Origin of the sequence: Streptomyces sp. OfavH-34-F, assembly GCF_022347745.1 — a bacterium.
GTDB lineage: Bacteria > Actinomycetota > Actinomycetes > Streptomycetales > Streptomycetaceae > Streptomyces.
Map to the genome: position 1 here is coordinate 1 of NZ_JAKRGC010000076.1, position 24235 is coordinate 24235.

Annotated in this window: 23 protein-coding genes; 16 read left to right on the forward strand and 7 right to left on the reverse strand. The window is 70.6% G+C overall.

All coding sequences use genetic code 11. The features are described from left to right. Positions 1–102 precede the first annotated feature (102 nt). Entirely contained in the window at positions 103–474 is a 372-nt protein-coding gene (locus tag MHW47_RS14300) for a YchJ family protein (protein ID WP_239223440.1), read from the forward strand. 16 nt (positions 475–490) lie between these two features. On the opposite strand, the gene MHW47_RS14305 is transcribed toward MHW47_RS14300, so the two are convergent. The 6 genes from MHW47_RS14305 to MHW47_RS14330 form a co-directional block, all read right to left on the reverse strand. Continuing rightward, positions 491–2563, reverse strand: a complete 2073-nt coding sequence (locus MHW47_RS14305; protein ID WP_239223441.1) for an MDR family MFS transporter — start codon at positions 2561–2563, stop codon at positions 491–493. A 55-nt stretch (positions 2564–2618) separates the two neighbouring features. Next, the gene (locus MHW47_RS14310; protein ID WP_239223442.1) at positions 2619–3446 is read right to left on the reverse strand and encodes a hypothetical protein; all 828 of its coding nucleotides are present in this window, start codon (positions 3444–3446) and stop codon (positions 2619–2621) included. 81 nt (positions 3447–3527) lie between these two features. Beyond that, on the reverse strand, positions 3528–4742 hold the full coding sequence (locus tag MHW47_RS14315; protein WP_239223443.1) for an acyl-CoA dehydrogenase family protein: 1215 nt from the start codon (positions 4740–4742) through the stop codon (positions 3528–3530). Between the two features lie 4 nt (positions 4743–4746). Beyond that, on the reverse strand, positions 4747–5220 hold the full coding sequence (locus MHW47_RS14320; RefSeq protein ID WP_239223444.1) for an SCP2 sterol-binding domain-containing protein: 474 nt from the start codon (positions 5218–5220) through the stop codon (positions 4747–4749). 102 nt (positions 5221–5322) lie between these two features. Continuing rightward, positions 5323–5586, reverse strand: a complete 264-nt coding sequence (locus MHW47_RS14325) for a hypothetical protein (protein WP_239223445.1) — start codon at positions 5584–5586, stop codon at positions 5323–5325. Positions 5587–5803: 217 nt separating this feature from the next. Beyond that, a complete protein-coding gene (locus MHW47_RS14330) occupies positions 5804–7018 on the reverse strand; it encodes a helix-turn-helix domain-containing protein (RefSeq protein WP_239223446.1) in 1215 nt (404 codons plus the stop codon). A 767-nt stretch (positions 7019–7785) separates the two neighbouring features. Here MHW47_RS14330 and MHW47_RS14335 point away from each other — a divergent pair. The 3 genes from MHW47_RS14335 to MHW47_RS14345 all read left to right on the forward strand — a co-directional run bounded on the left by MHW47_RS14335 (position 7786) and on the right by MHW47_RS14345 (position 10675). After that, entirely contained in the window at positions 7786–8403 is a 618-nt protein-coding gene (locus tag MHW47_RS14335; protein WP_239223447.1) for a hypothetical protein, read from the forward strand. A gap of 117 nt (positions 8404–8520) precedes the next feature. Beyond that, positions 8521–9078: a hypothetical protein gene (locus MHW47_RS14340; protein ID WP_239223448.1), complete on the forward strand. Its 558-nt coding sequence runs from the start codon at positions 8521–8523 to the stop codon at positions 9076–9078. 76 nt (positions 9079–9154) lie between these two features. After that, positions 9155–10675 (forward strand): DUF6801 domain-containing protein, encoded by a 1521-nt coding sequence (locus MHW47_RS14345; RefSeq protein ID WP_239223449.1) that lies wholly within the window; start codon positions 9155–9157, stop codon positions 10673–10675. A 72-nt stretch (positions 10676–10747) separates the two neighbouring features. Here the strand turns inward: MHW47_RS14345 and MHW47_RS14350 are convergent, their stop codons facing one another. Then, complete coding sequence (locus MHW47_RS14350; RefSeq protein WP_239223450.1) at positions 10748–11686, reverse strand: hypothetical protein; 939 nt, start codon at positions 11684–11686, stop codon at positions 10748–10750. A 905-nt stretch (positions 11687–12591) separates the two neighbouring features. Here MHW47_RS14350 and MHW47_RS14355 point away from each other — a divergent pair. The 12 genes from MHW47_RS14355 to MHW47_RS14410 all read left to right on the forward strand — a co-directional run bounded on the left by MHW47_RS14355 (position 12592) and on the right by MHW47_RS14410 (position 24029). Further along, a complete protein-coding gene (locus tag MHW47_RS14355) occupies positions 12592–13587 on the forward strand; it encodes an ABC transporter ATP-binding protein (protein ID WP_111339254.1) in 996 nt (331 codons plus the stop codon). Beyond that, positions 13584–14441, forward strand: a complete 858-nt coding sequence (locus MHW47_RS14360; protein ID WP_239223452.1) for an ABC transporter permease — start codon at positions 13584–13586, stop codon at positions 14439–14441. The genes MHW47_RS14355 and MHW47_RS14360 overlap by 4 nt, the downstream gene beginning before the upstream one ends. A 3-nt stretch (positions 14442–14444) precedes the next feature. Further along, positions 14445–15248: an ABC transporter permease gene (locus tag MHW47_RS14365; protein WP_239223453.1), complete on the forward strand. Its 804-nt coding sequence runs from the start codon at positions 14445–14447 to the stop codon at positions 15246–15248. Beyond that, on the forward strand, positions 15248–16549 hold the full coding sequence (locus MHW47_RS14370; protein ID WP_239223455.1) for an MCE family protein: 1302 nt from the start codon (positions 15248–15250) through the stop codon (positions 16547–16549). The genes MHW47_RS14365 and MHW47_RS14370 overlap by 1 nt, the downstream gene beginning before the upstream one ends. Next, positions 16546–17577 (forward strand): MCE family protein, encoded by a 1032-nt coding sequence (locus MHW47_RS14375; protein ID WP_239223457.1) that lies wholly within the window; start codon positions 16546–16548, stop codon positions 17575–17577. Before MHW47_RS14370 ends, MHW47_RS14375 begins: the two co-directional genes overlap by 4 nt. Beyond that, a complete protein-coding gene (locus tag MHW47_RS14380; RefSeq protein WP_239223458.1) occupies positions 17574–18593 on the forward strand; it encodes an MCE family protein in 1020 nt (339 codons plus the stop codon). The genes MHW47_RS14375 and MHW47_RS14380 overlap by 4 nt, the downstream gene beginning before the upstream one ends. A gap of 1 nt (position 18594) precedes the next feature. After that, positions 18595–19743 (forward strand): MCE family protein, encoded by a 1149-nt coding sequence (locus tag MHW47_RS14385; protein ID WP_239223459.1) that lies wholly within the window; start codon positions 18595–18597, stop codon positions 19741–19743. Further along, entirely contained in the window at positions 19740–20924 is a 1185-nt protein-coding gene (locus tag MHW47_RS14390; RefSeq protein ID WP_239223460.1) for an MCE family protein, read from the forward strand. Before MHW47_RS14385 ends, MHW47_RS14390 begins: the two co-directional genes overlap by 4 nt. Next, positions 20924–22186, forward strand: coding sequence for an MCE family protein (locus tag MHW47_RS14395; RefSeq protein ID WP_239223461.1), 1263 nt, complete (start codon positions 20924–20926; stop codon positions 22184–22186). The genes MHW47_RS14390 and MHW47_RS14395 overlap by 1 nt, the downstream gene beginning before the upstream one ends. Continuing rightward, complete coding sequence (locus MHW47_RS14400) at positions 22183–22704, forward strand: hypothetical protein (RefSeq protein ID WP_239223462.1); 522 nt, start codon at positions 22183–22185, stop codon at positions 22702–22704. Before MHW47_RS14395 ends, MHW47_RS14400 begins: the two co-directional genes overlap by 4 nt. After that, entirely contained in the window at positions 22701–23423 is a 723-nt protein-coding gene (locus tag MHW47_RS14405) for a hypothetical protein (protein WP_239223463.1), read from the forward strand. The genes MHW47_RS14400 and MHW47_RS14405 overlap by 4 nt, the downstream gene beginning before the upstream one ends. A 75-nt stretch (positions 23424–23498) precedes the next feature. Next, positions 23499–24029 carry a nuclear transport factor 2 family protein gene (locus tag MHW47_RS14410; RefSeq protein ID WP_239223464.1) on the forward strand — a complete coding sequence of 177 codons (531 nt, stop codon included), beginning with the start codon at positions 23499–23501 and terminating at the stop codon, positions 24027–24029. Positions 24030–24235: the final 206 nt, after the last annotated feature.

A 24235-nucleotide genomic window follows, 5' to 3' on the forward strand; every position in this document is an offset into this window, starting at 1 on the left:
CGGCGTTCTTTTCGTGCGGCCGGTCCGGCTCAGGCGGGCAGAGCGTCCACCGTGGGGGCGACGGGCGCGAAGAGGTCGCCCAGGGCGGTCAGCGCGGCGGTCTTGAGTGCGGCGGCCGGCAGGACCGGGCCGGCCGGGGCGGCCAGGCTGCGGGGGGCGGGGGCCCCGGCGGCGACCTGCGAGGCGCTGATGCGGTCGCGCTACGCGGCCTTCGCCGTCCGGGACGCCGGCTACCTGCTGCGCACCTGGCACCCGGACCACCGCCCCGCCGTCCTGGACCTCGACCCGGACCAGCGCTGGCAGCGGCTGGAGATCCTGGAGACCACGGAGGGCAGCGCCTTCCACACCACCGGCACGGTCACCTTCCGGGCCCACTACACGGCGGGCGGGCGCGCCGGATCGCTCCACGAGAAGAGCCGCTTCGTGCGCCACGAGGGCGCCTGGGTCTACGAGAGCGCCGTCTTCGCGGACTGACCGCCCGCCCCGGTCCTCACGCCGGGGCGCCCGCCGGGAGCGCCGGGGCCAGCTCCTGCGTCAGGTCCTCCGCCAGCAGCCGCTTGGCGATCACATCGACGGCGGCGCGCAGCCGGGCGTCGCCCGGGCGCCCGCCGTCGTCGCCCAGCTGGTCGTGGAGCCAGCGCGCCCAGGCCTCGTTGATGACCCGGGCCTCGCGGCGGCCGGCCGCGGTGTGCGTGAACAGGCGGCCGTCCCCGGTGAGGAAGCCCTCCTCGATCATCCGGTCGAAGACCGGCACCAGGACCTCCGGCGGAATCCGGTGCCGGGCGGCGATCAGCCTCAGCCCCGCGTGGCCCACCATCCGCGTGAACAGCTCGACCTGCATCACCGCCCAGGCGCCCGCCATGTCCAGCCGGGTGTCCGAACCGGCCACGATCCGCCGCGCCGTCTCCGGGTCCACCCGCCGCAGCACCCTGGCCACCGAGAATTCCAGCAGCCGGGCGGAGTCCGCGGTGTTCGGCGAGGCGAACCCCTCACCCATGTCGGTCGAGCCCGCCCGCACCGTGTCCCGCAGCTTCACCTGCTTGAGGAACAGCGCGACGACGAACCCGATCAGCGCGACGGGCACCGTCCACAGGAACACCGTGTGCAGGGTGTCCGCGTACGCCTGGGCCAGCGGCGCCGACTGGGCGGCGGGCAGCGCGTGCAGCCCCTCCGGGCTCTGCGACGCCTTCGCCAGGACGGCCGGATCACCGCCCGCCCGCGCGGCCTCGGCGACCCCGTCCCGCAGGTGGGGGCCGAGCGCGTTGGCGTAGATCGTGCCGAAGACGGCGGTGCCGAAGGAGCTGCCGAGGGTCCGGAAGAAGGTCACGCCCGAGGTCGCCGTGCCCAGGTCCGCGTAGTCGACGGTGTTCTGCACCGCGATCGTCAGGACCTGCATGGACAGGCCGATGCCGATGCCGAGCACCAGCATGTACAGCGACTCCAGCCACACCCCGCTGTCCGGGCCCATCCGGGACAGCAGGAACAGGCCGGCCGCCATCACCAGCGACCCGACGATGGGGAAGATCCGGTAGCGCCCGGTCTTGCTGACCACGTTGCCGCTGAAGATCGACGCGGCCAGCAGCCCGACCACCATGGGCAGCGTCCGCACCCCCGACAGGGTCGCCGAGTCCCCGTCCACGTACTGGAGGTACGTCGGCAGGAAGATCATCGCCCCGAGCATCGCGAACCCCACGATGAAGCTCAGGACCGAGCACACCGTGAAGACCGGGTTGCCGAACAGCCGCATCGGCAGCATCGGCTCCCTCGCCCGGAACTCCACCAGGCAGAACAGCGCGAGCGCCACCAGACCGAGCACGAAGAGCCCGATGATGACCCCGGAACCCCAGGCGTACTCGTTGCCGCCCCAACTGGTGGCCAGGATCAGGGAGCTGGCCCCGACCGTGACCATCGCGATGCCCAGGTAGTCGATGACCGGCCGCCCGGCCGCCTTCACCGACGGGATCGTACGGGCCGCCGCGACGACCACCACGATCGCGATCGGCACGTTGACGTAGAACGCCCAGCGCCACGTCAGGTGGTCGGTGAACAACCCGCCGAGCAGCGGGCCGATCACGGTGGACACCCCGAACACGGCGCCGATCGCGCCCTGGTACTTGCCCCGGTCGCGCAGCGGGATGACGTCCGCGATGAGCGCCATCGAGGTGACCATCAGACCGCCCGCGCCGATGCCCTGGAGCCCGCGCCACACGATCAGCAGCGTCATGTTGGTCGCGAGCCCGCACAGGAACGAACCGGTGATGAAGATGACCGCGGACACCTGGAAGACGATCTTCCGCCCGAACAGGTCGCCGAACTTGCCGACCAGGACCGTCGCCACGGTCTCGGCCAGCAGATAGGCGGTGACCACCCACGACATGTGCGCGGCGCCCCCGAGGTCCGAGACGATCGTGGGCAGCGCCGTGCCCACGATCGTCTGGTCCAGCGCGGCCAGCAGGATGCCCAGCACGATCGTGGCGAAGACGATGTTGCGGCGACGCGGGTCGAGCACGGGCGGCGCGGCGGCACTCTGCGCGGCGGGTGCGGTCTCGCTGGCAGTGGTCACCCTTGCACCCTCACACCGGGCCGTATCACCCGCATGCGGGGAACGCCCGGACGTGTCAGCCCAGCAGGTCCCGCAGCGAAGCCGTCATCCGGGCGGCGAAGGTCTCGCGCACGGGGGCGGCCACCCGGTCCAGCGACAGATACGGGTTGAGGTCCTCCAGCTCGACGAGGAGCAGTCCGCCGTCCGCCGTGCGGCAGGCGTCCACCCGCTGGATGCCGAGGTCCAGCGTGTTCCACTCCACGAACGACCGGGCGAACGCCAGGTCCGCCGCGCTCGCCTCGTACGGCTCCAGCACCCACCGCCGCTCCGGGTCCGGGGCGTACAGCGCGTACTGGAAGTCGTGGTCCACGAAGTAGAAGGACACCTCGTAGCGGAAGTCGATCCGGGGCTGGACGAGCAGGGTGCCGTCCGCGCCGGGCTCCAGCTCCGGCACCGTCACGAAGCGCAGCCCGACCGAGTCCGCGCCCAGCTTCGGCTTGACGACATAGCCCGCCGCCTCCGGCAGCAGCCCCAGGTCCGCCGCCCGGTCCACCGTGGGGACGACCGGGTACCCGGCGCGGCTCAGATCGACCAGGTACTGCTTGCCCGCCATGTCCCCGCGCCCCGTCAGCGGGTTGTACACCCGGCTGCCCAGCTCCGCGGCCCGCGCCCGGAACGCCTCGTACGCCTCCCGGTAGTGCAGCACCGGACCGCTGTTGCGTACGACGACGGCGTCGAACCGGTCGAGCAGCGCCGCCGCGTCGCGCGGGTGGCAGAGCGCGAGGTCGAAGTCGGCCCGCAGCCGCGCGGTCAGGTGGATGTCCTCGTCGCAGTAGCGCCGGCCGCGCGCCTCGTAGGAGAGGTCGGTGACGAAGAGGACGGACGGGCGCGGGACGGCAGGCATGGGCGCTCCCCTGGATGCGGCGGTGTGCGGACCCGCCCATCCTCGCGGGCCCGCTTGCGGCCCGGCCCGCCGCCCCCGCGCTCAGCGGATGTGCCGGCCGGAGATCGCCCGGGCGATGACCAGGCGCTGGATCTCGCTGGTGCCCTCGAAGATCGTGTAGATCTTGGCGTCGCGGTACATCCGCTCCACCGGGTGCTCCCGGCTGTAACCGGCGCCGCCGAGGATCTGGACCGCCTTCTCCGTCGCGGCCACCGCGAGTTCGCCCGCGCGCAGCTTGGACATGGAGCCCTGCCCGGCGTCGAAGGCGCGGTCGTTGCGGGCCATCCACGCGGCCTGCCAGATCAGCAGCCGCACGGCCTCGATCTCGGTCCGCAGATCGGCCAGGGCGAACGCGATCGACTGGTTCTCGATGATCGGCCGTCCGAACGCCTCGCGCTGTCCGGCGTACTCCAGCGCGTACTCGTACGCGGCGCGCGCGATGCCGAGCGCCTGGGCGCCGACCGTGGGGCGGCTGACCTCGAAGGTGGCCATCGCGGCCTGCCCCTTGGCGGTGCCGCCCTCGCGGGCGCGGGCCAGCCGGGCGTCCAGCTTCTCCCGGCCGCCGAGCAGGCAGTGGCCCGGCACCCGTACGTCGTCGAGGAAGACGTCCGCCGTGTGCGAGGCGCGCAGGCCCAGCTTCTTGATGGTGCGGCTCGCGGCGAGGCCCGGGGTGCCGGGCGGCACGATGAACGCCGCCTGGCCGCGCGCGCCGAGCGAGGGATCGACCGAGGCGACCACCACGTGGATCTCGGCGATGCCGCCGTTGGTGATCCACGCCTTCTGGCCGGAGATCACCCACTCGTCCTTCGCCTCGTCGTAGCGGGCCTTCGTGGTCATCGCGGAGACGTCGGAGCCGGCCTGCGGTTCGGACACGCAGAACGCCGCGACCTTGGGGTCGTCCGCGTCCCCGTAGCACTGGGGCACCCACTCGGCGAGCTGGTCCGGGGTGCCGGAGGCAAAGATCCCGGCCACGGCGAGCGAGGTGCCGAACAGGGCCATGCCGATGCCGGCGTCGCCCCAGAACAGCTCCTCGTTGGCTATCTGGAGGGAGAGCCCCGAGGGGTCGCCGTACATGTCGGCCAGCGACTCGAACCCGTAGAGCCCGATCCGGGCGGCCTCCTGGATGACGGGCCAGGGCGTCTCCTCGCGGGCGTCCCACTCGGCCGCCGCCGGGCGCACCACCTGGGCGGCGAAGCCGTGCACCCAGTCGCGCAGGTCCCGCTGCTCCTCGGTGAGGGCGAGGGAGAAGTAGCTCATCGGCTCACGCCTTCGGGATGTCGAAGTAGCGGGTCAGCCCGGAGGCCAGGCCCACGTCACCGGCCACCTTCAGCTTGCGCATCATGAACATGGTGATGGGGTTGCCGTTGCCGGAGACCAGCTTGAGGAACTCCGTGTCCGCCATGATCAGCGTGGTGCGCGGCTCGGCGTCCGAGCGGCCCTCGGTCACCGTGCAGGTCCCGTCGGCGAGGGCGGTCTCGTACACCACCTCGGTGTCCCCGGTGATCTTCCAGCGGATCAGCGCCGTCAGCCCTCCCGCCGCCTCCGGGCGGAACTGCTGCCGCATCCGGCCGAAGACCTCGCCGAGCACCCGGGTCCGCAACTCGCCGTGCATGACCTCGGAGAGCTGCTTGGCGGACAGGCCCTTCACGATCCGGGCGAACTCCTCGGGGGAGACGGCCGCGAAGTCGAGGGCGGCGAGTTCGCCGGTGACCTTGCCACTGCTGTTGTCGGGCACGCCAGTTCCTTACTCCGAAGTAAACTTACTTTGGAGTAAGGTAAGGGTGTCGCGGCCTCGCCGCAAGACGTTCCGGAGGGGCCGTACGGGATGCCCTCCGGGTCACCAGGCGGAGCCGGGGCGCACCACCAGCCGGGGGTGGTGGGCGGCGAGCACCTTGTTGGCGCGGGCCAGGTCGGCCAGGGCTTCCTCGCGGTCGGCCTGGTCCTCGATGCCCAGCCGGGGCCCCCGGAACCTGCGGACCTCGCGCGCGGCGCACTCGGCGTCGAACTCCGCCTGGAGGATGTGCGCGGGCGTGCAGGCGCCGATGAGCGCGGCGATACGGTCCGGGATCGGGACGGGGACGAGCAGGTGCGGGGCGGTCATGGGGGTTTCCCTCTCGATGGTGGCCAGAAGGTCGGGCGCCGGGCCGCCGGGTGGGCGGCCGGCACCTCTCCTCCATATAACGGGACGCAGTTCCGGGTTTCTCGTTGAGTGCGTCTCCGTGTGGCAACCGTTTGGGAATGACCGGCTATTTCCCCTTACCGGCGGGTAGGTTGACTTCGCGTGAGATGCTCGTCCGTTCGCGGTCGCGTCGCGCTGTTCAGATGGGTGTGTCGTTGCCCCGGGCCCGCAGCCGCATCGCGCGGAGCACGGTCTCCGTGGAGAACCGCGCCTCAGGATCGACCAGTTGATCGCCGAAGATCGATTCCAGATTGCGCATCCGGTAGCGGACGGTCTGGGGGTGCACGTCGAGCAGCTCGCCCATCTGGGCCGCCGTGCCGCGGGTGTCGAGCCAGATCCGCAGCGTTTCGATGAGCCGCTCGCGCCGGTTGGCGCTGATGTTGGCCATCGGGGCGAGTTCGCGGCGCGCGAGCTGGTCCAGCAGGACCGGATCGGAGAGCAGCCACAGCGTGATGAGGTGGTCCTCGCAGAGGATGACCGGCGCGTCGTCGATGACACCGGCGTCCACGAGTTCGAGCACCCGCCGCGCCCACCGGATCGAGTCCGAGGCCAGGGAGGCCGGGACGGTGAGGCCGATGGCCGCGCGGACGCCGGGGAGCGCGTGTTCGAGCATGCGTCTGCGCATGTCGTCGAAGGGCCCCGGTATGAGTAAGTGCGGCTGCGGTTCGGTGAAGTCCACGAGCACGTCGCGGTCGATCGCCAGCCGGTCCAGATCGGGGGACGGCCGGACCGCGACCAGCGTCACCTCGTCCGGCAGCGTCCAGCCGGTCTGCTCGCACAACTCGGCGATGGCCGTGCGCGGCACCGGCCGCCCCGCCAGGATCAGGTGCAGCAGCCTGCGCCGCAGGGTGTCCGTGTGGTCGTCGGAGGCCGACCGCACCTCCAGGTACCCCTCGCGCGACAGGGCCTCCAGCTCGTCCACGTACGAGAAGAGCGCGTCCGCGAACGTCAGCATCATCGTGGGGGAGAGGTTGTAGCGCCTGCCGATCTTCTTCGCCCGCCGCAGAGCCACCCGCGCGCCCAGCCGGTACGCGCCCTGCAACTGGTCCAGGCTGCGCCCCTCGTACGCCTCGAACCGGCCGAACCTCCGGCACATCTCGTCGCGCAGCGCGGACGGGGCGCTCGGTTCGGCCACCTGGTCCACGAACACCGAGATGCTCTGCTCGACACCCACCCGGATGCCCTGCCCGTACGGGCCTTCGAGGAGCCGCGCGTACTCGGGGTAGGCGCGGGTGACCTCCAGGCCGATCTCCTTGATGAGGCTGGGGAGTTCCGGCCGCACGATGGTGGCGAACTCCTGCGGCAGAGGTCCCAGCGGTTCTCCCAGCTCCGAGGGTTGCGCAACTCCCGGCATACCTTTCCAACCCCTTGCTCTCCGGCGCCCGATGGGGGGTGGACGGACGGGAGAGCGCTCCCATCCGTCGTCAGGTGCGTACCGACATCGGCTGTTGAAGATAGTCCACGTGTGTGGCCCTGAACACAGCCAGGACAAGACGAAATGTAGGGGCCACGTACCGGTTGTTTTCAGCCAACTACCTGGTCGCCCTCCGCGCTCGGGTCCGGCTCGCGGGGCGCTTGTGCGGCACTGATGCGGGGGCTTGGACGCCGGTAATGCGGCGGTCGCTCCGGCCGCTGATCCCGGTTCTCCGAACAATGTCACCTTCGCTTTTCGCGGTGAATTCCACTGTGCCGGAGTCGGGAAGTCAAGAGGGCCGCCCGGCGGCCGGCGTCCCCGGCGCGAGTGGCGGGGGAGGCCGTACGGCAGGGCCGTGACGTGGGGTGTTGGGCGGCGGCGGAGGCTGTACCGTCATCAGGTGAGCAGCGCGGGGTACCCCGGGGCCGCCGGGAATGCTCACTTCTCGATAAAAAATCTGCGGGCCTTGCTCGCCGCGCAGCAAATTCCCGTTCCTTCGGGGCGATTGTGGAGATTCTTTGTTCCGGCGTGTTGCGGAGCGACATTACTCGCCCGTAGCGTCATGGCCGAACGCAAGTGGTCGAGCAGTCGGACACCCACGACTGCCACATTCCTGTCTCGTGACCCCCCGCTCCGGGAGCGCCGCTTACCCGGCCGGAAGTGGCCCCCCGGTGTAGGTCACACACCCTCGAAGGGAACCGGATTCCGTGAACACCCTTGCACGTAGAGCCGCATTCATCACCGCCGCCGCCGCCGCTGCCCTCGGCATGGCGGTGACCAACGCCTCCGCCGGCGCCACGGCCTCGTGGTCGGCGACGCCCAGCGGCGCGTACACCGCCCACGCGAGCAACCCGACGCTGGACGTCCCGTTCGCGAGCCTGGAGTGTGACTCCTCCGACGTCACCTCGGGCACGGTCAACGCGACCAGCGCCACCGGGGCCAACATGGCCTCCATCGCCAACATCAGCTTCACCAACTGCACGGTCGGCGGCCTCGACTTCGACGTCTCGATGACGCTGTCGCCGTGGACGATCAACGTCACCGGTGTGGACCCGGCCAACTCCAACCGGGTCAAGGGCAACGTCACCGGCATCTCCGCCCACATCGAGGGCTTCGGCTGCACCGCCGACTTCACCGGCAAGGTGTACGGCTACTACGACAACAGCTCCGGCAACCTGGTCATCGACGGGTCGGGCAACGAGCTGGTCGCGTCCAACGCCGACTGCCTCGGCCTGGTCAACGACAACGACGTGGCGTCCTTCAACGCCTCGTACCACGTCAACGTCACCTCGACCGGCACCTCGCCGGTGATCAGCACGCCGTAAGGCCGCTGACGCACGGCACACGGGTACGGGTCGGCCGCGGAGCCTCTCCGCGGCCGGCCCGGCCTTCTCGTTCGGGGGCACCGCGCGCGGCGCCCCGACCCGTGAGGATGTGAGTGTGTGAAACGTCGTACGCGAGGATGCGCCGTCGTCGCGGCCGCGCTGGCCACGGTCCTGGGCACCGCGGTCGCCCCGGCCTCGGCCGGCACCGGCGCCGTCCCGACACTGTCGCCGCCGGGGCCGTACACGGCCCACTCCGACGACCTGACTGTGGAGATGACGGGTGCGCTGATGTGCGACTCCTCCGATGTGAGCGGCTGGCTCTCCGGGACCGCTCCCGTGGTCGCCGACATCAGCTCCTTCTCGTTCACCAACTGCGCGATCAGCAGCTTGAACTTCGATCTGGCGGTCACGTCGAGTCCCTGGCAGGTCGTCGTCCAGGGGCAGAGCCCCTCGAACCCGAACGTGGACCTCCTCCGCATCCAGGGGGTGGGCCTCCGCATCGAGGGGTTCGGCTGCTCCGTCGGCCTCGCGGGCGCCCTCCATGGGACCTTCGACCACACCGTCGACGAGGTCCGCGTCGACGACTACTTGATCGCGTCCGACGCCGACTGCCTCGGCCTCGTCAACGACGGCGACGTGGTCCGGATCACCGCCACGTACCACGTCGTCGACTAGGCGCCCCGCACATCACCCCCGCGGACCACCTCGGTACGCACCACCCGTTCGCACCCCCGTGGAGGAATGCCCCGACATGCACACTCAGATACCCGTGACCCGTGGGGGGCGTTCCGTGCGGGTCGCCTCCGTCGCCGGACTGGCCCTGCTCGCCGGGCTGTTGTCCGGCGGAGGCTCGGCGGCGGACGAGAACGCCGGTCCTCTCGGCCTGACGGCCGCGTGCGGCACCGAGGACGGTACCGAGGCGGCCGTGGACGCCACCGTGGCCCTGTCGGTGGACATCCCGAAGACCGGAGAGGTCGGCCGTCCCGTGCAGCCGGGGCCCGTGACGCTCGCCCTCACGCTCTCCCGCGCCGACCTGGCCGGTTTCCTGCCGGAGGGCGCCGAGGCCGTCGCCGGCCGGACCGTGCTCACGGCGAACGTCGCCCAGAACGGCGAGTCGGCCGAGGCGCGGTGGGAGCTCAACGCGCCGAGCACACCCCTGCCGGCCGAGGGCGACGTGACGCTCGTGCACACCGGAGAGGTCCCCCATGTGACGTTCGGGTCCGTGGGCGACGCCGAGTTCTCGGTCGGGGAGTTCACGGTGGAACTGCGGTCCGCCGCGGCGGCGCCGGAGCAGGAGGTGCCGGCGCTGGCCACGGTGACCTGCCGGCTGAAGGAGGACGGGAGCGGACACCTCGCGACCACGCGGGTGACCGGCGTCGGTGGCGAGGAGCCGTCCGGGCGCCCCGAGGTGCCCTCCACCCCCGCGGGCGGCTCCGGCCGGGCGGAGGACAAGGACATCACGGTGGAGCCCGCCGCCGCCGGGGACGAGGCCGACGACTTCTGTCCGGTCGATCCCCCGGAGGGCGAAGTGGACGGGAGCGACGCGCCACAGCCGCCGCCGGGCGGCCCCGTCAGGGTCATGGAGCTGCCCGGCGTCTTCATGTGCGCCAACGCGATGGGCCTGGCCAACGTGCGCAAACTGAACGGTGCCATGATCATCAACGGTGGCGCCGAGCCGGCGCTCATCAGCGTCCTGTCGCCGAAGCTCGCCACCGTCCGGTCCTCGAACCAGGAGGGCGGCGGCTACACCCGGTACGACTCGCTCGCGAACCTGAATCTGCCGGACGCCGAATCCACCTTTCTGGCCTTCGGGTTCCAGCCGGTGACGGCGAAGGTCTCCTTCGAGACCAGCCCCATGACCATCTCGATCGGCAACTACATCGGCCCGAACGGGCGGGAGACGTTCTCCCTCGCCTCCTTCTACCAGTCGCTGCGCCTCCACGACGTCAAGGTCAACGGCACGCCGCTGGACGTGGGAAGCGACTGCCGGACGTCGAAGCCGTTCAAGGTGCTGCTCAACGGGGGCGACAAGTACACGAACGTGGGTGTGGGCGGCCTCCTGGAGGGTGAGATCGACATCCCGCCCTTCACCGGCTGCGGCACGGGCGGCGAGGACCTGGACCCGATCTTCACCGCCTCCCTCTCGGGCCCCGGCAACGGGGTCTTCATGAACCAGGCCTCGACCTGCGTGCCGACCAACCCCACGCGGTCGTACTGCCCGCCCCCGCCGGCGAAGTTGCCGGGGCTGCCCGAGACGAAGCCCATTCCGTAGTACGGCCCGGGTCGTGCGAAGGGGCCGCCTCCCCGTGGAGGCGGCCCCTTCGGGCTTCACGGCCCGGGGTGGTTACCGCACCGCCGAGTGCCAGTACTGCGCCAGCAGCTTGCCCGCGTTGGGCGCGGTGTCGCGCGGCCGGTTCATCGTCGCCACGTGCGTCTGCGCGTCGTTCAGCGTGACGTGGTTGTTGCCCGAGGCCGAGGGCAGGCCCGTCTTGAGGTTGACCGCCCAGTTGAGCGAGCCGAGCAGCCCGCAGCCGTTGGTGCCGGGGACCGAGAACGTCGTGTCGGTCTGGGTGGCGCCCAGGAGGTTGAGCCGGTTCATCGGACCGGTCGGGTCCGGGGTTCCGTCACCGGCGAACTTCTCGCTGCTGATGGCCGGCTGGGTCAGGTTCTGCGGCTTGAGCAGGATCGGGTCCGAGGCGGAGCCGATGTAGCACTTGTCGCCGAGGAGCGGGTTCTGCAGGTGGATGCGGACGGGGAGGGTGACGATCGGCTTGCCGGTGGTCGTGCCCGCCACGAGCTGGAAGCCGGTCGGGGTGTTGACCGACTCGATGGTCGCCGTCACCCGGTTCAGGTTGACGTCGGTGAGGGTGTTGCAGATGCCCGTGATGACGGGCACGTCGTTCGGGCACATCAGCCCGAGCAGGCCGCCCGGCACCTTCGCGGAGTCGGCGATGAGCGCGCCGCCCTTGGGGGAGATCACGGTGGACGTGCCGCCCGGGTGGTTGACCACGCCGATCTGGAGGTCACTGGCGCCGACCGGGACCTCGGTGTTGCCGAGCTTGATGGAGCCGCTGGCCGAGCGGGACGACACGCAGATCGCGGTGTCCGTCGCCCCGTCCGCCGCCAGCATGGCGGGGTCGTCGACCGGGCAGCGGTCGAAGGGCGCCCAGTTGCCGTTCAGCGTCGTGGTGGCGGCCGTGGCCGTGCCCATCGACGCGACGGCGGCGAGCGCGGTGAAGGAGGCCAGCAGCCCCACACGTACCCGGTTCGAGCCAGTTCTCATGTCTTCCCCTTATTTCCGATGGGAGGCGGCCGTCGTGGAGGCGGCCGGGTGAGCCCGGAGAGATACCCGGTGCGCAGCGAATTGAGCACGGAATGCGGAAAGCGGGTGGCGGGACGGCAGCGGACGGCGCCGGTACGAAATCCCATTCACCGAGCCGTGAGGTTACTGGCGGGAAACACCGGTACACAATCCCGCTGTATGAGAATCTGGGGGCCGGTCGGGCATCTCCGTCAGGGATGAGTACGGGATTCGGCCTTCTTGTCACTTCGTGCGCAGGTCCCGGACGCCCGCCCGGGGCGCCGGCGGCCGAAGAATCCGGAACGCCGCCTGCCACTTGTGTATTCGAGCCGGTCTCCAGTGGTTCCGGGGTTGCCGGCGCGCCGGCCCCGCGGGCGCCGGTCGGGGGTGGAACTTGTCATCCGGAGACAGTTTTTCCGGCCGTCCTGCTCAATCGGTGCGAAAGAACGGAGTGCTTTGCGCTCTCGCGCGAAAACTTGATGACCTGGTATTGCGGGTCAGGTTACTCACCCGTAGCGTCGCCTCCGTCAGCAACTCCTCCGGCGCGGCCGGAGATTGCTCACCCGTCGGAGGGAGCCCAGGCGCATCCCCAGTGTCCGGGAACCCCGTTCCAGGAGGGCCCAGCCCTCGGAACCCTCGCACCGGCGGAGCACTTCCTCCGGAACCCCACGGCGCAGGCCCCCCTGGGCCGCGGGGTTCCGGCCTGCACCGACGGACGGGACTGCGCAGTAGTTCACAAGATCGGGACCGGAATTTGTCATCGGATGACAAGCGGTCCGGATCTTTGCGAATGGGCTGTTCAAGGGCTTGTCCTGGCGGTGCCGGTGAACTTAACGTGCGCCCCTCGGTGCACTTCTGTCACTTCGTGAGCGCATGCAGGAGGTGGGATGGGAATCGAAGTAGTCGTCGAAGGGCTCACCAAGTCATTCGGCAAGCAGAACATCTGGCAGGATGTGTCGCTCACGCTTCCCGCAGGCGAGGTCAGTGTCATGCTCGGCCCGTCCGGGACGGGAAAGACGGTCTTCCTCAAATCCATCATCGGCCTCCTCAAACCCGAACACGGACGCGTTCTCGTCAATGGCGTCGACATGGTGAACGGGTCCGAGCGGGACATCATGGAGACACGGAAGCTCTTCGGTCTCATGTTTCAGGACGGTGCCCTTTTCGGGTCGATGTCGCTTTTCGACAACATCGCCTTCCCGCTCCGGGAACACACCCGCAAGAAGGAATCCGAGATCCGCCGCATCGTCATGGAGCGCATCGACGTCGTCGGCCTCCTCGGCGCCGAGAACAAGCTCCCCGGCGAGATATCCGGCGGTATGCGCAAGCGGGCCGGCCTCGCCCGCGCCCTCGTCCTGGACCCGCAGATCATCCTCTGCGACGAGCCCGACTCCGGCCTCGACCCCGTCCGCACCGCGTACATCTCCCAGCTCCTCGTCGACCTGAACGCCCAGATCGACGCGACGATGCTCATCGTCACCCACAACCTCGACATCGCCTCCACGGTGCCGGACAACATGGGCATGCTCTTCCGCCGCAACCTGGTCACCTTCGGGCCGCGCGAGGTGCTGCTCACCAGCGAACTGCCCGTCGTCTCGCAGTTCCTCGCCGGCCGCTGCGAGGGGCCCATCGGCATGTCCGAGGAGAAGGACGCCGCCACCCTCGCCGCCGAGGAACTCAAGGGCTACGGCCAGGGCATCAGCTCCGCCAACGCCCCACGCACCGTCGTGCCGCAACTGGAGCCCTCGCCCGGCCTGCCGGTGCGCCAGGGAGCCCTGCGCCGCCGGGAACGCGTCATGTCGATGCTGGGCGAGCTGCCGGAGGCGGCCCGTACCGCCATCCTCGACAGCTACAGCCCGGCTGCGGGCGGTGGACGCCGGTGACCGCCCCCATGCCCGTGCGGCCCCCCGACGAACCGGTGGACCGGGCCCCCGAGGAGGCCGCCCCGCCGCCCGCGGCCCCGCGCCCCAGCAGGCTCGCCGCCCCGCTGCGCGAGACCGGCCGGCTGTTCGCGCTGGCCGGGACCGTGACCCGCGAGACCTTCCGCCGGCCGTTCCAGGTGCGGGAGTTCATCGAGCAGTTCTGGTTCGTCGCCAGCGTCACCATCCTGCCCGCCGCCCTCGTCTCCATCCCGTTCGGCGCGGTCATCGCCCTCCAGGTCGGCTCGCTCACCCAGCAGCTCGGCGCCCAGTCCTTCACCGGCGGCGCCAGCGTGCTCGCCGTCATCCAGCAGGCCAGCCCGATCATCGTGGCCCTGCTGGTGTCCGGGGCCGCCGGCTCCGCCATCTGCGCCGACCTCGGCTCCCGCAAGATCCGCGAGGAGCTGGACGCCATGGAGGTCATGGGCGTCTCGCCCGTGCAGCGCCTCGTCGTCCCGCGCGTGCTCGCCACCATGCTGGTCGCCGTCCTGCTCAACGGCCTCGTCTCGGTCGTCGGCACCCTCGGCGGCTACTTCTTCAACGTGATCATGCAGCACGGCACCCCGGGCGCGTACCTCTCCAGCTTCTCCGCCCTCGCCCAGCTGCCCGACCTCTACGTCAGCGAGGTCAAGGCGCTGATCTTCGGCTTCATCGCCGGAATCGTCGCCGCCTACCGCGGCCTCAACCCGCGCGGCGGCCCGAAGGGGGTGGGCGACGCGGTCAACCAGTCCGTCGTCATCACCTTCATGCTGCTGTTCTTCGTGAACATGGTCCTCACGGCGATCTACCTGCAGATCGTCCCCGCGAAGGGGAGCTGACCCATGTCGATGCTCGGCTGGCTCGACCGATCCGGTGACCAACTCACCTTCTACGTACGGGCTCTGCTCTGGATACCCCGCACCCTGCGCCGCTACCTCAAGGAGGTCCAGCGCCTCCTGGCCGAGGTCGCCTTCGGCAGCGGCGGCCTCGGGGTCGTCGGCGGCACCATCGGCGTGATGATCGCGATGACCCTGGCGACCGGCACCGTCGTCGGCCTCCAGGGGTACGCGGCGCTCAACCAGATCGGCACCGCCGCCTTCACCGGATTCATCTCCGCCTACTTCAACACCCGCGAGATCGCCCCGCTCGTCGCCGGACTCGCCCTCTCCGCGACCGTGGGCGCCGGCTTCACCGCGCAGCTCGGCGCCATGCGCATCAACGAGGAGGTGGACGGCCTTGAATCGATGGGCGTGCGCTCCATGCCCTACCTCGTCACCACGCGCATCATCGCCGGCGTCGTCGCCATCATCCCGCTCTACGCGATCGGGCTGCTGTCCTCGTACGTCGCCTCCCGCTACGTCACCGTCCTGTTCAACGGCCAGTCGGCGGGCACGTACGACCACTACTTCAACCTCTTCCTCTCCCCGACGGACGTGCTCCTGTCGGTGCTCAAGGTGCTGATCTTCAGCGTGATGGTGATCCTCGCCCACTGCTACTACGGCTTCCACGCCAGCGGCGGCCCCGCCGGGGTGGGGGTCGCGGTCGGCCGGTCCGTACGGAACGCGATCGTGCTGATCAGCGTGACCGACTTCTTCCTCTCGCTCGCGATCTGGGGCGCCACGACGACGGTGAAGGTGGCCGGCTGATGACTTCCCGCGCCGCCCGCACCACCGGCCGCAGAACCGCCGGAGTCGCCTTCTTCCTCGTGCCCGCCGTCCTCATCTGGGTCTCGGTCTCGGTGTACGAGAAGGACTTCACCCACGACGCGACCGTCACCGTACGCACGTCCAGCGTGGGCAACGAGATGCACGAGAACGCCGACGTGAAGCTGCGCGGCGTCGTCGTCGGCCAGGTGCGCGGCATCGCCGCCGACGGCGACGGGGCCCGGCTCACCCTCGCCATCCAGCCGGACAAGCTGGACCGCATCCCGGCCGACGTCACCGCCCAGATGCTGCCCACCACCCTCTTCGGCGAGCGGTTCGTCGCCCTCGTACCGCCCCCCACGCCCTCCGCGCGGACCCTCGGCGCCGGCGACGTCATCCCGCAGGACCGCTCCAGCAACGCCATCGAGCTGGAACAGGTCCTCGACAACGTCCTGCCGCTGCTGACCGCCGTCAAGCCGGAGAAGCTGTCCGCCACCCTCAACGCGGTCTCCACCGCGCTCCAGGACCGGGGCGAGAAGCTCGGCGACACCCTCGTCACCCTCGACGCCCACCTCAAGAGGTTCAACCCGCAACTCCCCACGCTCAACGAGGACATCAAGGAACTCGTCAAGGTGAGCCGGCTCTACGCCGACGCCGCCCCCGACGTCCTGGACGCCCTCACCGACTTCACCACCACCAGCGGCACCCTCGCCGAACAGCGGGAGAACCTCGCCGACGTGTACGGCTCCACCACCGCCTCCGCCCGCGACGTCACCGCCTTCCTCCAGCGCAACAAGGACAACCTCATCCGGCTCGCCGCCAGTGGCAGGCCCACCCTGGAGACCCTCGCGAAGTACTCCTCCGAGTTCCCCTGCACCCTGCGCACCGTCGCCAACTTCGTACCGGCGATGGACAAGGCGCTCGGCAAGGGCACCGGCGAACCCGGGCTGCACGTCACGCTCAAGACCGTGCCGTCCAAGGGGAAGTACGTCGCGGGCAAGGACACCCCGGTCTACAACGCCACCGGCGGACCGCACTGCTACTCCATCCCGTACGTCGGCACCACCGTCCCCACCGCCGACGCCGTGACCGCCGGCCGGACCGCGGCGGCCCCGGACACCGCGGACCCGGTCGAGGTCCCCGCCGCCGATCCCTCGCTCGGCATGCCCAACTCCCCGCAGGAGAGCCGGCTCGTCAACGAGCTGGTCGCTCCCTCACTGAAAGTCCGGCCGCAGGCCCTGCCCGAGTGGAGCAGCGTGCTCATCGGCCCGGCCTTCCGCGGTGTGGAGGTGAAGCTCAAGTGAAGCGCCGCTCCCTCGCGGGACCGCTCGCGAAATCGATCGTCTTCATCGTGGTGACCAGCCTGGCCACCACGGTCCTGGCCCTGTCCATCGCCAACACCGGGGTCGGCGAGACCCGTTCGTACAAGGCCCGGTTCACCGACGCCACCGGCCTCATCGCCGGTGACAGCGTCCGCGTCGCCGGCGTCAAGGTCGGCCAGGTCGAGTCCATCCGGGTCGCCGACCGCCGGGTCGCCGAGGTCCGGTTCAACGTCCGCAAGAGCAAGAAGCTGCCCGCCTCGGTGACCGCGTCCATCAAGTACCTCAACATGGTCGGCCAGCGCTACATCGACCTGGGCCAGGGCGCCGGACCCGTCGGCGAGAGCCTCGCGCCGGGCGCCACCATCCCGCTGTCGCGCACCACCCCCGCCCTCGACCTCACCCAGCTCTTCAACGGCTTCCAGCCCCTCTTCGAAGGGCTCTCGCCGCCCGACGTCAACGAGCTGGCCGGCTCCATCGTCCAGGTGCTCCAGGGCGAGGGCGGCACCGTCGACAGCATCCTCCAGCACGTCGGCTCGCTGACCGGCACGGTCGCCGCGAAGGACAAGGTGATCGGTGAGGTGATCAAGAACCTCAACACGGTCCTGAAGACCGTCAACGACCGGGAGGAGGGGTTCAACGACCTGGTCGACACCCTCCAGGCCCTCGTCACCGGCTTCGCGGGCGACCGCAAGCCGCTCGGTGAGGCCGTCACCGCGATGGGCGCGCTCACCACCGTCACCGCCGACCTCTTCGAGGACGGCCGCAAACCCCTCAAGGACGACATCCGGCAGCTCGGCAGACTCTCCGGGAACCTGGCCGACAACACCCCCAAGATCGAGAACTTCCTGGAGAAGACCCCCGCCAAGATGGAGGCGATCAGCCGTCTCACGTCGTACGGCTCCTGGCTCAACCTCTACCTCTGCGAGGCGAAGGTCAGCGGCGTGACGACCCGCGACGGAAGCACTCCGCCGACCGGCATCGAGATCACCCAGCCGAGGTGCCTGTCATGAGCATCAAGCCCCTGCGCCACCGCAACCCCGTCGCCGTCGGCATCGTCGGCCTGCTGGTGCTCGCCCTCGTCGGGTTCGGCGCCTACCGCGCCGACTCGCTCCCCTTCATCGGCGGCGGCACCACCTACAGCGCCGACTTCACCGAGTCCGCCGGACTCACCGAGGGCGACGAGGTCCGCGTCGCCGGCGTCAAGGTCGGCAAGGTCACCGGCGTCTCCCTGGACGGCGCCAAGGTGAAGGTCTCCTTCAAGGTCGAGGACGCCTGGATCGGCAACGCCAGCACCGTCGGCATCGCCATCAAGACGCTCCTCGGCGAGAAGTACCTCGCCGTCGACCCGCTGGGCGACGCCCCGCAGGACCCCGGCGAGCGCATCACCACCTCCCGCACCACCTCCCCGTACGACGTCACCCAGGCGTTCAACGGACTGGGCGAGACCATCGGCGAGATCGACACCGAACAGCTCGCCAAGAGCTTCGAGACGATCTCCGCCACCTTCGAGAACTCCCCGCCCGCCGTGAAGAGCGCCGCCCAGGGCCTGTCCGCGCTGTCCAGGACCGTCTCCGCACGCGACGCCCAGCTGGCGACCCTGCTCAAGGGCAGCAAGCGGCTCACCAAGACCCTCGCCGACAAGAAGAGCGGCTTCGAAACCCTCCTGGAGGACGGCAACCTGCTCCTCGGCGAGATCCAGGCCCGCCGCGACGCCATCCACCTGCTGCTCACCGGCACCCGCGACCTGGGCACCCAGCTCAGCGGCCTCGTCGCCGACAACAACAAGCAGCTCAAGCCGACCCTCAAGGCCCTCGGCCGGGTCACCGAGGTGCTCAAGAAGAACCGCAAGAGCCTGGACAAGGTGCTCTCGCTGGCCGGCAGCTACAACCGGCTCGTCGGCAACACCCTCGGCAACGGCCGCTGGTTCGACAACTACGTCTGCGGCGTCGTCCCGAAGAACTACCTGCCCGCGAACACACCCCCCGCCACCGGATGCATGCCTCCGAAGCAGGAAGGCGGGCACTGAGATGAGACTCACCCGCGTCATCGGCATCGGCGCCGGCCTCGCCGTCGTGGCCGTCGCCGCCACCTCCGGGGTCATGGCCCTGGAGGAGCGGGGCGGCACCACCGTCACCGCCTACTTCGACCAGGTCACCGGCGTCTACGCCGGGTCCGACCTGCGCATACTCGGCGTACGCGTCGGCCGCGTCGAATCGGTGGAACCGCGCGGCAAGGACGTCAAGGTCGTCCTGCGCATCGACGAGGGCGTCCAGGTCCCCAAGGACGCACACGCCGTCGTCGTCGCCCCGAGCCTCGTCGCCGACCGGTACGTCCAGCTCGCCCCCGCCTACACCGGGGGAGCGGTCATGGAGGAGGGCGCCCAGCTGCCCGCCTCCCACAACGCCGTACCGGTCGAGGTGGACCAGCTCTACGCCTCCATCACCGAACTCTCCACCGCGCTCGGCCCCGAAGGCGCCAACGCGCAGGGCGCCTTCGCCGGACTCCTGGACACCGGGGCCAAGAACCTCAAGGGCAACGGCAAGGACATCGGCGACTCCATCGAGCAGTTCGGCAAGGCGACGAAGACCCTGGACAAGTCCAGCGGCAACCTCTTCGACACGCTGTCCTACCTCCAGACGTTCACCACCATGCTGAAGGACAACGACGGCAACGTCCGGGCCGCCGAGGCCCAGCTGAACTCCGTCACCGGATTCCTCGCCGACGACAAGAAGAACCTCGGCGCGGCCCTCAAGGAACTCGGCACCGCCCTCGCCCAGGTCAAGACCTTCATCAAGGACAACCGGGGCGAGCTGAAGAAGAACGTGGACGCCCTCGTGCCGATCACCCAGGCCCTCGTGGACCAGCGCGCCTCGCTGGCCGAGTCGATGGACGTCCTGCCGCTCTCGGCGGGCAACGTCCTGAACGCGTACGACCCCGAGCACCGCACCCTGAACGGCCGGACCAACCTGAACGAGCTGAGCATGGGCGGCCCGCTCCTCGAAACCGCCCTCAGCCTCCAGGGCCTGTCCCCGGTGGACACCACCCGGCAGCAGGCCCTGCCCGCGCTGCCGCTGCCCGCCGTGGGCACGGTCTACGGCACCCCCGAGGACACCCGGGGCGCCAAGGACACCAAGGACACCAAGGACGCGAAGGACGCGAAGGGGGCGAACCGATGAACCGGCGACCGCGCAGACCCGCGGCCCTCGGGGCCACCCGCGGCACCGCGCTGGGTGCGCTCGGCCTGTGCTGCACCCTCCTCCTCACCGGCTGCGGAACCCCCGGCTTCTCCGGCATCGAGGACCTGCCGCTGCCCGGCGGCGCCGACCTCGGCGACCACCCGTACGAGATCACCGCGGACTTCGGGGACGTCCTCAGCCTCGCCCCGCAGTCCTCGGTCAAGGTCAACGACGTCGCCGTGGGCCGGGTCACCAGGATCTCGCTGGCCCCGGACGGCTGGCGCGCCCGCGTCACCATGAAGGTCAACGGCCGCATCGAACTGCCGGCCAACGCCTACGCCCACCTGGAACAGTCCAGCCTGCTCGGCGAGAAGTACATCCAGCTCACCCCGCCCGCCAAGGGCAAGGAGAAGGGCACCCTCGCCGACGGCGACCGCATCCCGCTCACCCGCACCAACCGCAACCCCGAGGTCGAAGAGGTCTTCGGCGCCCTGTCCATGCTCCTCAACGGCGGCGGCGTCCAGCAGCTCAAGACCATCACCACCGAGCTGAACAAGGCACTGGCCGGTCAGGAACCCCAGATCAAGTCCATGCTCCACCGGGTCGACACCCTCGTCACCAACCTGGACGACCACCGCGGCGACATCACCGCCGCGCTCGACGGCGTCAACCGGCTCTCCGCCACCCTCGCCGGCCGCAAGCAGCAGGTCGGCACCGTCCTCACCAAGCTGAGCCCCGGCATGAAGGTCCTGGAGAAGCAGCGCGGCTCCCTCATGACGATGCTCCGCTCCCTGGACACCCTCTCCGACGTCGCCGTCGGCACCATCAACAAGAGCAAGGCGGACACCATCGCCGACCTCAAGGCCCTCGCCCCGACCCTGCGGGCCCTGGCCGACTCCGGCAACGACCTGCCCGACTCCCTCCAGGTGCTGCTCACCTACCCGTTCACCGACGAGGTGCTGCGCGGTGTGAAGGGCGACTACCTCAACGTCTACCTGGACCTGACGGCCGAACCCGGCACCCAGATCATTCCCGCCTACGATCCCGACCCCGAGCCCGCCCCTGGGACCGGGACGGCCGGGCCGGCGAAGGCGGTCGCCGGCGCCGGACTGCCGCTGCCCCTGCCCGCGACCTCGGCGCCCACGACGAGCCGGGCCACGGCACCGAAGGGGAGCAACTGATGATCACCCTCGCCATCCGGCTCAAGAACATCGCCTTCCTCATCATCTCCGTGCTCGTCCTCGGCTTCCTCGGCGTGCGCTACGCCGACCTCGGCCACTACATCGGGATGCGCGACTACTACACCGTGAAGATGCAACTCCCGCGCACCGGAGGCCTCTTCACCCACTCCAACGTCACCTACCGGGGCGTCTCGGTGGGCCGGGTCGGCCCCATCGAACTCACCGACGACGGCGTCGAGGCGGAACTGCGGATCAAGAAGTCCGCCCCCCGCATCCCCGACGACCTCAAGGCGGTCGTGGCCAACCTCTCCGCCGTCGGCGAGCAGTACGTGGACCTGCGGCCCGCCCGCACCGAGGGCCCCTACCTCGCGAACGGCTCCGTCATCGACCAGGCCGAGACCACCGTCCCGGCCCCCGTGACCGACGTCCTCACCAGCGTCAACGACCTCACCTCCTCCGTCGACCTGGAGTCGCTGCGCACCGTCGTGGACGAGTTCGGCACCGCGTTCAGCGGACGCGGGGACGACCTCCAGGTCCTCCTGGACACCGGCAGCGAGTTCGTCCGGGCCGCCGACGAGGCCCTGCCCGTCAACACCAAGCTGATGGAGGACGGCAAGACGGTCCTGCGCACCCAGGTCGAACAGGGCGAAGCGCTCAAGGGGTTCGCCTCCGGCGCCAAGGAACTCGCCGCCCAGCTCAAGAGCTCCGACACCGACCTGCGCGCCCTCATCGCCGCCGCCCCCGACGCCACCAGCCAGATCAGCGGGCTGCTGCGCGACGTCGAACCCAGCTTCGGGGTCGTCGTCGCCAACCTCCTCACCACCTCCGACGTCGCCGTCACCCGCCAGCGCGGCCTGGAGGAACTCCTCGTGAAGCTGCCCGCCGTCGTCGCGGCCGGGTCCAGCGCGGTGGACGAGGACGGCGCCCGGTTCGGCATGTCGATCACCTTCTTCGAGCCGCTGCCCTGCACCGCGGGGTACGAGGGCACGACCTACCGCAACGGCCTCGACCTCTCACCCGCCCCCGCGCTCAACACCAAGGCCCGCTGCGCCGCCTCGCCCGGCTCCGGCATCGACGTCCGGGGCAGCGCCAACGCCCCCCGGGGCGGCCCGCTGCCCGAACCGGCGAAGGCCGGCGCCCTGCACCTCGGCGACACCAGGGACGAGCGGCTGCCCGGCGTGCTCGGCGCCGCCACCGACCGGGCACCGGCGGTCCGGGGCATGGCCGGACTGCTGGGCCTCGGACAGGAGGGCGGCGAGTGAACCCCCGCACCCGGACCCTCGGCGGCTGGGCCGTCGTGCTGATCGCGGCGCTCCTCTGCGCGCTCGGCGGCTGGTCCTACGCCCAGGCCCGCGGCGACGACGACCTGTCCTACGCCAAGAGCCGGGACGCCGCCCTCGCGGACGGCCGCCAGGCCCTCGCCCGGCTCAACACGATGGACGGCAAGGACGCGACGAGCGTGGACGCGGGCCTGGCCGGCTGGCTGGACTCCGCCACCGGTCCGCTGCGCGACCAGCTGGCGCGGACCCGCAAGAAGGACGCCGCGGGCCTCGTGAAGTCCGGCACCACCGCGCGCGGCAAGGTCACCGACGCCGCGCTCACCGAACTGGACGACCGGACCGGCACCGCGCTGATGATCGCCACCGTGGACATCGAGATCACCCACGGCACCGGCAAGGACGGCACCCAGCGCAAACGCTTCGAGGCCACGCTCGCCCGGACCGGGGACGGCTGGAAGATCAAGGCGCTCACGGCGCTCGGCATAGGGAGCGGCGCATGAACACCGACGTCGAAGCCGGCAAGGCGACCGGGGCGGCCGAAACCCCTGAGGAAACCGGGGACACCGCGCGGAGGCCCGAGGAGACACCCGCCGCCGCACACCCGGCCCCCACCCCGGACACGGACACCACCGACCCCACCGACAAGGCCACCAGCACCGACTCCGACACCACCGACTCCGGCTCCGACACCACCGACTCCGACTCCGACGCCGCCCCGGCCCGCCGCTGGCCGCGCGTCCTCGCCGGCGTCCTCGTCGTCGTCCTGCTCGCCGCCGGGGCCGTGATGTACGCGGTCGGCCGGCAACTGCGGGACACCCCGGCCACCTCCAACCTGGCGCTCACCGACAGCGCGGCCACCGCCCAGGTCGCCGGCGAGGTCACCAACGCCCTCGGCAAGGTGTTCTCGTACAGCCCCGGCGGCACCGCCGCCACCAAGGCGTCCGCGCAGCAACTCCTCGCGGGCAAGGCGCTCCAGCAGTACGCGGCGCTGTTCGGCCAGGTCGAGAAGCAGGCGGCCGACCAGAAACTGACCCTCACCACCCATGTCGTGCGGGCCGGGGTGACCAGGCTGACGCCCGACAGCGCCCATCTGCTCGTCTTCCTGGACCAGGTCTACGAGCGGGAGGGCAAGGCCGCCGGCAAGGCGGCCGCACAGCTCTCCGTCACCGCCCGTCTGCGCGAGGGGCACTGGACGATCGTGGAGATCACCTCCCGGTAGCCCGCCGGCGACGGCACCGCACCACCCAGCACGAACAGCACAGCACGGCGGGAACGCCGGCAGGGAGAGGCAGCGATGGCACGGGTAGCGAAGACGAGGAATCCGCTGGTGGCGGTGGCGATCGTGCTGACGGTCGCGGCGGCCGGCGCCGCGGGGTGGGGCGGGGTGTCCCGCTACCGGGCGGCGCACGACGACGCGGCCGCCTACGCCCAGACCCGCGACGCGGTGCTGGCCGCCGGCGAGCAGGCCGTGCAGAACATGAACACGCTCGACCACGCGCAGATCGAGAAGGGCCTGGACAGCTGGGAGGACTCCACCACCGGGGACCTGCACCAGCAACTCGTGGAGGGGCGCGCCGGGTTCGTGAAGCAGATCCAGGAGGCGAAGACCGTCAGCACCGCCAAGGTGCTGGCCGGCGCGGTGACCGAACTGGACGACCGGGCCGGGAAGGCCGGGGTCATGGTGGCGCTCCGGGTGACCGTGACCGCGCCGAAGGGCAAGCCCGCCGTGAAGGAGAGCCGGATGCTCGGCCAGCTCACCCGCACGCCGGACGGATGGAAGCTCAGCGCCCTCGGCCAGGCGCCCGTCGGCAACACCGCCGGCTGACACCCCCGCCCCCGTACCGAGAGGAACCCCGGACCATGTCGACCACCCGCCACCTGGTCAACCGCCGGCGCCGCCTGGCCACCGTCGCCGCAGCCGAACGCCCCGCGACGACCGCCCCCGCCCGCCCCCGCACCGGCCGCGGAGCCGGCCCCGACGAGCCACCGGCCACGGAGTCCGCCGAGGAAACCGCAGACCCCGAGGGCCCC